This window comes from Limosilactobacillus vaginalis DSM 5837 = ATCC 49540 (genome assembly GCF_000159435.1).
Taxonomy (GTDB): Bacteria; Bacillota; Bacilli; order Lactobacillales; family Lactobacillaceae; genus Limosilactobacillus; species Limosilactobacillus vaginalis.
Genome location: NZ_GG693415.1, coordinates 281901 through 288411 on the forward strand (window position 1 = coordinate 281901; position 6511 = coordinate 288411).

At 38.2% G+C, this 6511-nt stretch carries 9 protein-coding genes; all 9 read left to right on the forward strand.

Annotation, left to right across the window (positions count from 1 at the left end):
- Nucleotides 1-7 precede the first annotated feature (7 nt).
- Nucleotides 8-841: a hypothetical protein gene (locus tag HMPREF0549_RS07845; protein WP_040531688.1), complete on the forward strand. Its 834-nt coding sequence runs from the start codon at nucleotides 8-10 to the stop codon at nucleotides 839-841.
- A 72-nt stretch (nucleotides 842-913) separates the two neighbouring features.
- On the forward strand, nucleotides 914-1651 hold the full coding sequence (locus tag HMPREF0549_RS07850; RefSeq protein ID WP_003717749.1) for a YebC/PmpR family DNA-binding transcriptional regulator: 738 nt from the start codon (nucleotides 914-916) through the stop codon (nucleotides 1649-1651).
- Nucleotides 1652-1797: 146 nt separating this feature from the next.
- A complete protein-coding gene (comGA, locus tag HMPREF0549_RS07855) occupies nucleotides 1798-2775 on the forward strand; it encodes a competence type IV pilus ATPase ComGA (protein WP_003717750.1) in 978 nt (325 codons plus the stop codon).
- Nucleotides 2753-3763 carry a competence type IV pilus assembly protein ComGB gene (gene comGB / locus HMPREF0549_RS07860; protein WP_003717751.1) on the forward strand — a complete coding sequence of 337 codons (1011 nt, stop codon included), beginning with the start codon at nucleotides 2753-2755 and terminating at the stop codon, nucleotides 3761-3763. The genes comGA and comGB overlap by 23 nt, the downstream gene beginning before the upstream one ends.
- On the forward strand, nucleotides 3763-4065 hold the full coding sequence (gene comGC, locus HMPREF0549_RS07865) for a competence type IV pilus major pilin ComGC (protein ID WP_003717752.1): 303 nt from the start codon (nucleotides 3763-3765) through the stop codon (nucleotides 4063-4065). Before comGB ends, comGC begins: the two co-directional genes overlap by 1 nt.
- 17 nt (nucleotides 4066-4082) lie before the next feature.
- Nucleotides 4083-4493 carry a hypothetical protein gene (locus HMPREF0549_RS07870; protein ID WP_040531691.1) on the forward strand — a complete coding sequence of 137 codons (411 nt, stop codon included), beginning with the start codon at nucleotides 4083-4085 and terminating at the stop codon, nucleotides 4491-4493.
- Entirely contained in the window at nucleotides 4480-4770 is a 291-nt protein-coding gene (locus HMPREF0549_RS07875) for a hypothetical protein (RefSeq protein WP_003717754.1), read from the forward strand. The genes HMPREF0549_RS07870 and HMPREF0549_RS07875 overlap by 14 nt, the downstream gene beginning before the upstream one ends.
- Nucleotides 4767-5237: a type II secretion system protein gene (locus tag HMPREF0549_RS07880; RefSeq protein ID WP_003717755.1), complete on the forward strand. Its 471-nt coding sequence runs from the start codon at nucleotides 4767-4769 to the stop codon at nucleotides 5235-5237. Before HMPREF0549_RS07875 ends, HMPREF0549_RS07880 begins: the two co-directional genes overlap by 4 nt.
- 340 nt (nucleotides 5238-5577) lie before the next feature.
- On the forward strand, nucleotides 5578-6511 hold a 934-nt coding region (locus tag HMPREF0549_RS07890), incomplete at its 3' end, for a class I SAM-dependent methyltransferase (RefSeq protein ID WP_003717757.1).

Consider the following 6511-nt stretch of genomic DNA (forward strand, 5'->3'; position numbering starts at 1 on the left):
TAAGATCGTGGAAACGCGAAGTGCAATTCGTCGTAAACAGCAAGAAAAGCTAAGTAGTAGTTCGGAAAAGCCACATCGTCATCCGCTAACGATTGTTTGGGGGACAATTTTAGTTGTCTTGTTAATGCTTTCGTTAATGCTAAACCAAACACTCTTAAATGCGCGGTTTGTTAACCACGAAATCTCTCGTTCAAACTTATCGTCAACGTTAATGGAAACCGTAAATAGTAACCTATCGCAGTATGGAATTTCAACGACAGCCTTATCCGATAAAGAGGCAAATAAACTGGTTACCCAAGCTGTTGATCAGGTTTATTCAGGAAAAGAGATTAACCTTAACTTGCAACCGGTAATAAATAATGTTGGCAACTCAGCCTCACAAACGGCAGCAAGGTATGGAATATCTGCAGAGGTTACTAATTCAATGACCTCTGATGTTAGCGATGAAGTTGCGAGTGCAATTAATAGTCAGTTAAATACTTCACAGGTTAAACAATTTACTAGTATGATCTCAATTGCCAAAACAGTTGATCATGTAGTTGCCTTAATTTCCGCAATTGGCTTAGGAATTATGATCCTGGTTGCGGTTTTGAGGAAGTATTTTATTCGCTCGTTTTCGTGGGTTGGCTTGTGGAGTTCGTTAATTACTTATGTTTTAATCCTTGGTTTGGGAGCACTTATCAACCAGATCGGTAGTAATTATCCAGATTTTAGCTCCTTTACAGCTCAGCTAGGGACGGATTTTCATTCCCAAGCAATCGGTTCTTGGTTAGTTCTCCTAATATTCACGGTTATTTTATTTGGTTGGCGAATAGTTAGGGGAGTCTTAAAAAGACGGTGACCTTGAATTTCAGAAGGAGATCTGCTAAAATCTACCTGTTTATCACATTAATTAAGAAAAGAGGAGTCAGTAATGTCAGGACATTCAAAATGGCATAACATTCAGGGACGGAAAAACGCCCAAGATGCTAAGCGTGGTAAGATTTTCCAAAAGATTTCACGTGATTTATACCAAGCAGCTAAAGCAGGTGACCCTGATCCAGCGAACAACGCTCAATTACGTTTGGTAATTGATAAGGCACACGCTGCTAACATGCCAAAGAAGAACATTGATCGGGCAATTGCTAAGGCTTCTGGTATCGGTGGCGCAAAGTTTGAAGAAGTTACCTATGAAGGATACGCCCCAGGTGGTGTTGCAGTAATGGTATCTGCTTTGACTGATAACAAGAACCGGACTGCTGCAGCGGTTCGTTCAGCATTTACTCATGCGGGTGGCTCACTAGGCGCTAGTGGTTCAGTTTCATATATGTTTGACCGGAAGGGATTAATTGAAGTCCTTCGTGATGGCCTTGATAAGAGTGAAGATGATATGTTAATGGATGCACTTGATGCAGGTGCAGATGACATGAAGGCAACTGACGAAAAGTTCCAAATCTTCACTGATCCAAGTAATATGACTAGTGTTCGTGATGCCTTACAAGAAAAGGGTTACGAATTGGATACCGCTGAAGTAACCATGATTCCACAAAACCGGACTGTAGTTCCAGAAGATAAGGTTAAGCAATATAACCACCTTATTGACGAATTAACTGCTAACGATGATGTTGCGGATATCTATGAAGCTGGTCAGCTACCAGAAGATGCTGAATAGCAGTAATAGAAGCTGAAAATAATATATGCTGCAGAAAAGAAATTGACGATCAAGATCGAGAATTAAGGGGACGATCTTGATCGTTTTTTATTTTTAAAAAATAGAATTTGAATTAAATTCCGTTCTTTTATATTGGAGGTGACAAAATGGAAAAGTTTCGAAAACTGGTGAATAAGGCGATTGGAAACCGGAGTTCTGACCTATTTATTCTTCCTTACCAGAACCATTACCGGATTCTAGCTTGTGTCCAAGGCAAAAAAAGTGTTGTTGAAGAGTTGAGTGCGGATGAGGGGCAGCAGATGATCGCCTATTTTAAATATCGCGGCAATATGATTATGAGTGAACACCGTCGTCCCCAAATTGGTGCACTTAAATGGCAGATTAACCGTGATGAAGCAATTGATGTGCGTTTATCGACCGTCGGAAATTATCGAGCGCAAGAATCAATGGTTATTCGCTTTATTTATCCATTAAAAGATATTGATTACCGGGTAAATCGACCGGAACAGTGGGAAATGATTACTAAACTAACTCGATCACGCGGTTTAATCCTCTTTGCAGGACCGATGGGATCGGGAAAAACAACGACAATGTATCGGTTAGCCAAAGAACTTGCAAGGGAAGAGCTGGTAATGACAATTGAAGATCCCGTTGAAATTGAAGAAGCAGCATTTCTGCAGTTACAGGTCAATGATAAGGCAGCAATGGGGTACCAAGAGTTATTAAAAGTTGGTTTACGACACCGACCAGATGACTTTATTATTGGTGAAATTCGTGATCCGCAAACGGCAAAACTAGCAATTCAAGCGGCTCTTAGTGGACACCTTGTCTTAGCGACGGTTCATGCAACAAATGCTTACGGAGTAGTTGCTAGAATGCAACAGTTGGGAGTTGAAAAATATTACCTTCACCACGGATTAACGGGGATTTGTTACCAGAGATTGCTTCCTCTTCGTGAAGGAAGTGCCGTTTTATTTGATGTATTAAGTGGAAAAGAATTATCAACGGTAATTGAAGGACAAGGAATGCGGGGGATGAGTAATGCTTGGCAGCAACGGCTTAAAAAATTACGGGAAGAAGAGAAAATTTCAGTGGCAAATTATGAAAAACTTAAAAACGGCTAAATTTAATTATTGTGCTCAAGCAGAATGGTTGTTACTAATTGCTGACTTATTAAGGAGCGGTTTTTCCCTTCGCCATGCGATTGAATTTTCAGGAGCAATTTTAAAAAGACACCAAATTCTTTTTCAGGAAATTAATTTAGCAATGCAAGATGGCAAATCATTTGCCGAGTGTTTAAAACCGCATATAAAGCCAAATTTATATTACCAGTTGCTTTTTGCAGAACAGCACGGGAGCTTAGAAGAATGTTTGCAAGAAATTGGCAAGTTGATGCTTCATCAAGAAAAACAACGCCAAAAATTAATGACATTATTACAGTATCCGTTAATCTTACTGGGGTTATTGGTGAGTTTAATGGTAACGTTAAAAATATTTGTTTTTCCCGAGCTATCTCAATGGGGAACGGGAAATTCACAAAACTGGGCTGATTATTATTTATTAGAAATAATTGCCTATCTTAGTGGAGGAATATTAGTGACAAGCTTACTAGTAGGACTGCGGTGGCTGAAATTAGATCAGTTACAAAGGATCAATGCATTATGTTCCTTACCAGTAATTGGCAAGTGTTACCAACTGTTTTACGGCTACTATGTGGTCACTAATCTTGCAATGATGATTCGCCATGGATTAACGATTAAAGAAATTTGCGCAATTGTTAGTGAAAACTCTGAGCAAAGCTTCTTATCAATGCTAGGGGAAATTACAAGAACTGCGGTTAACCAGGGATACGGATTAACGGAACCGTTTAGGCGTGCACAATTTTTACCGGGAGAACTAAAAATAATTGTGGCGAAAGGGTCGACCTTATCAGATCTAGGTAGTGATTTAACAGCTTTAGCTAATATTTTGTTTACTCGATTAACTAGACGAATTGAGCGATTATTAGCACTTATTCAGCCAATTATTTTTAGCATGATTGCGTTAATCATTATTGGACTTTATTTACGACTGTTGTTGCCAATTTACTATTCAATGCAGGGGGTGGTTTAATGTTACGAAAACGAGAAGCATTTACATTATTAGAAATGTCAATTGTCCTTTTTATTATTAGCTTGTTAATTTTGATTGTTTTACCTAATCTAACGGCTCAGCGGAAAAGTGCTAAAAGAATTCACCGTGATGCAATGGTTTCGGTTGTGCAGACCCAAGTTGATGAATACGCAAATGACGGTGGTAACGAGAATGTCAGCCTAGAAGAGTTGAGAGATGCCAGATACTTGACGGCTGCCCAAGTAAAGAAAGCTCATGAACAACATATTGTAATTGTGGATGGAAAGGTCATTAAGCGGTGAAAAAAGAAGCTTTTACCATGCTTGAAACAATTATTGTCTTGATATTATCTGTTGTAATTATCACCTTTTCCTTTCCTAACCTGATTCGGAGTCGACAGGTGGTAGCAGAACACGAATTTTGGAATGATTTTCGTCAATCATGGCAAGCAGCTCAGGTTCGTTCAAAAACAAAACATATTGAAACAATGGTGACTTTTGATCCTGTAAGTTATCAAATAGAATTTGATTGGCGTGATCAACAAAAGCTGGTTAAGGGTAAATTAGATATACCGGAAACCATCCTTGTTAGAAAATTTGATGACTTTAAAATGCACGAAAATGGCTATACTAAGCCACGAACACAGGAGTTTCAATCGTCAATCAATGGGCGGAGATATTTGATGCGAATTCAGTTGGCCTGGGGAGGGTATCGGATTGAGGAAAAATAAACACCATGCATTTATTTTAGCGGACAGCTTAATTGCATTAACAATCATTTCCTTAGGGATTACGTTTACCTTAATTTGTCATCAGTGTTTAGTACGCCAAACTAAACAACAATATATTAATCTGGCAGCACATCGGATTGCCAAAGAAGCCACTGATGAGTTAGTAGCAACTCAGCGGCCAGTTTATCTAAGACGTGATGAGTTAAATGCAATTGCTTCTGAAAAGAAGGTAGTAGTATCTCTTGATGATCAAATAATTTTAGAGGTCAGAAAATGAGAAGGAAAAAAGGCTTTACCCTATTAGAGTGCTTAATTGCATTAATTATTATGGCACTGATTACTACCCTGGTTTCACTTCAGATTAGGGTTATTAAATCGGCGACTGTTCGGTCGAGCGCCCAGCCACTTGATTGGTATGTTTGCTTAACAGAGTTAGAATCAGCAGATCATCAATTTATACTTGAGCGAGTCGAACAACAAAAATTATGGTTAACAAGCCAGCGTTCCGGATTAACTTATGAATTACACGCAACAGATCGTTTATACCTAAGTCGTGAAAATCATGGAGGCTATATGCTCCTTTTTGATGATATTAAACCAGGATCAGTATTGTTTAGTGAGTTGACTGGTTCGCGAGTTGCGGTAAAGGCAGAACGCAAAAATGGACAACCGATATTAGGAGTAGTGAAGTTCTATGAAAAAACAAACTGTCAGAATGAGGGCGGGCTATGCAATATTAATTAGTCTAATTTTATTGATGCTTTCAACTGGAGTGGTAGTTTTTGAATTTCAGTATCAAAAACAGCAATTAACAGTTAATCGTGAATTAATGTTAAAACTGCAGGATCAGATTAGAGAAAACTTGAATAGAGCAGATAATTGTACAAAGGAAAAAGTTCACAATTTTAGGAACAAATAGGCCTATTTTAACTTAATTCGTTAAATAATGTTCGTTAGTAAAGCGTTACCTTGAATTTAATAGACAGAATCGTTAAACTTAAAGATGATTGTAATGTAATGGAGGTGACCTGCACTGTCACAGCAATCAGTTCAAAAACTATTTGAGTTGTTTGATCAGGGAACGATGCTTTTACAGTCTGCGTTAAATTGTTCTTATTTAGACGCAATGCTAGAGAATGCAGAGAACATTATTGATGACAATACTGTTCGGGTAGAGGATGGTGTTCCTGATAAAGAGACTCAAGAAAAACTGGAGAAGATCTACCAGCAACTTGATCTTAAAAATGTTAAAGCAGAAGCAATTCGTCAATTAATTCAGTTAAGCTTTTTGAAAGTTATTCGAAAAGATGCAATTCAGGCAAATCATCAAATGACGCCAGATACAATTGGCCTTTTGATGGCATTCTTGATTGAAAAGGTAACTCAAAACACAAAGCTTGAAACAATTTTCGATCCCGCGGTGGGGACAGCTAACTTATTAACGACTGTCATTAACCAGCTTGACAAAGATGAACATGATAACATCAAAGGCTTTGGGATTGACAATGATGATTCAATGCTTAGTGTAGCCAGTGTTAATGTTGCATTGCAGTATGCTAATGTGGATTTATTCCATCAAGATGCTGTTGGTGCTTTGGATATTCCACAGTGTGATTTAGCAGTTAGTGATTTACCAATAGGTTATTATCCGCTTGATGATAATACTAAGGATTATCAAACACGGGCAAAAAAAGGACATTCGTATATCCATCACCTGTTAATTGAACAATCGATGAATTATTTAAAGCCAGGTAGTTTTGGCGTTTTTCTTGTTCCAAGTAGTTTATTTCAAACGAAAGAAACAGAGGGATTTGTTAAGTGGATTCATTCAGTTGCCTACCTTCAAGGATTCGTCAATTTGCCAAGTGAATTATTTGCTAACCCAGCTGCGCAAAAGTCAATTTTACTTTTGCAGCGTCATGGAGGAAACGGCAAACAAGCCGCTAAGGTTCTCCTTGGTGAATTTCCGTCATTTAAGGATCAAAAAAACTTTGCTCGTTTTATGCAGGAAATTAATG

Coding starts and splice junctions, on each gene's coding strand:
- HMPREF0549_RS07850 (WP_003717749.1), top strand. CDS start 914: ATGTCAGGACATTCAAAATGGCATAACATTCAGGGACGGAAAAACGCC.
- comGA (WP_003717750.1), top strand. CDS start 1,798: ATGGAAAAGTTTCGAAAACTGGTGAATAAGGCGATTGGAAACCGGAGT.
- comGB (WP_003717751.1), top strand. CDS start 2,753: ATGAAAAACTTAAAAACGGCTAAATTTAATTATTGTGCTCAAGCAGAA.
- comGC (WP_003717752.1), top strand. CDS start 3,763: ATGTTACGAAAACGAGAAGCATTTACATTATTAGAAATGTCAATTGTC.
- HMPREF0549_RS07870 (WP_040531691.1), top strand. CDS start 4,083: ATGCTTGAAACAATTATTGTCTTGATATTATCTGTTGTAATTATCACC.
- HMPREF0549_RS07880 (WP_003717755.1), top strand. CDS start 4,767: ATGAGAAGGAAAAAAGGCTTTACCCTATTAGAGTGCTTAATTGCATTA.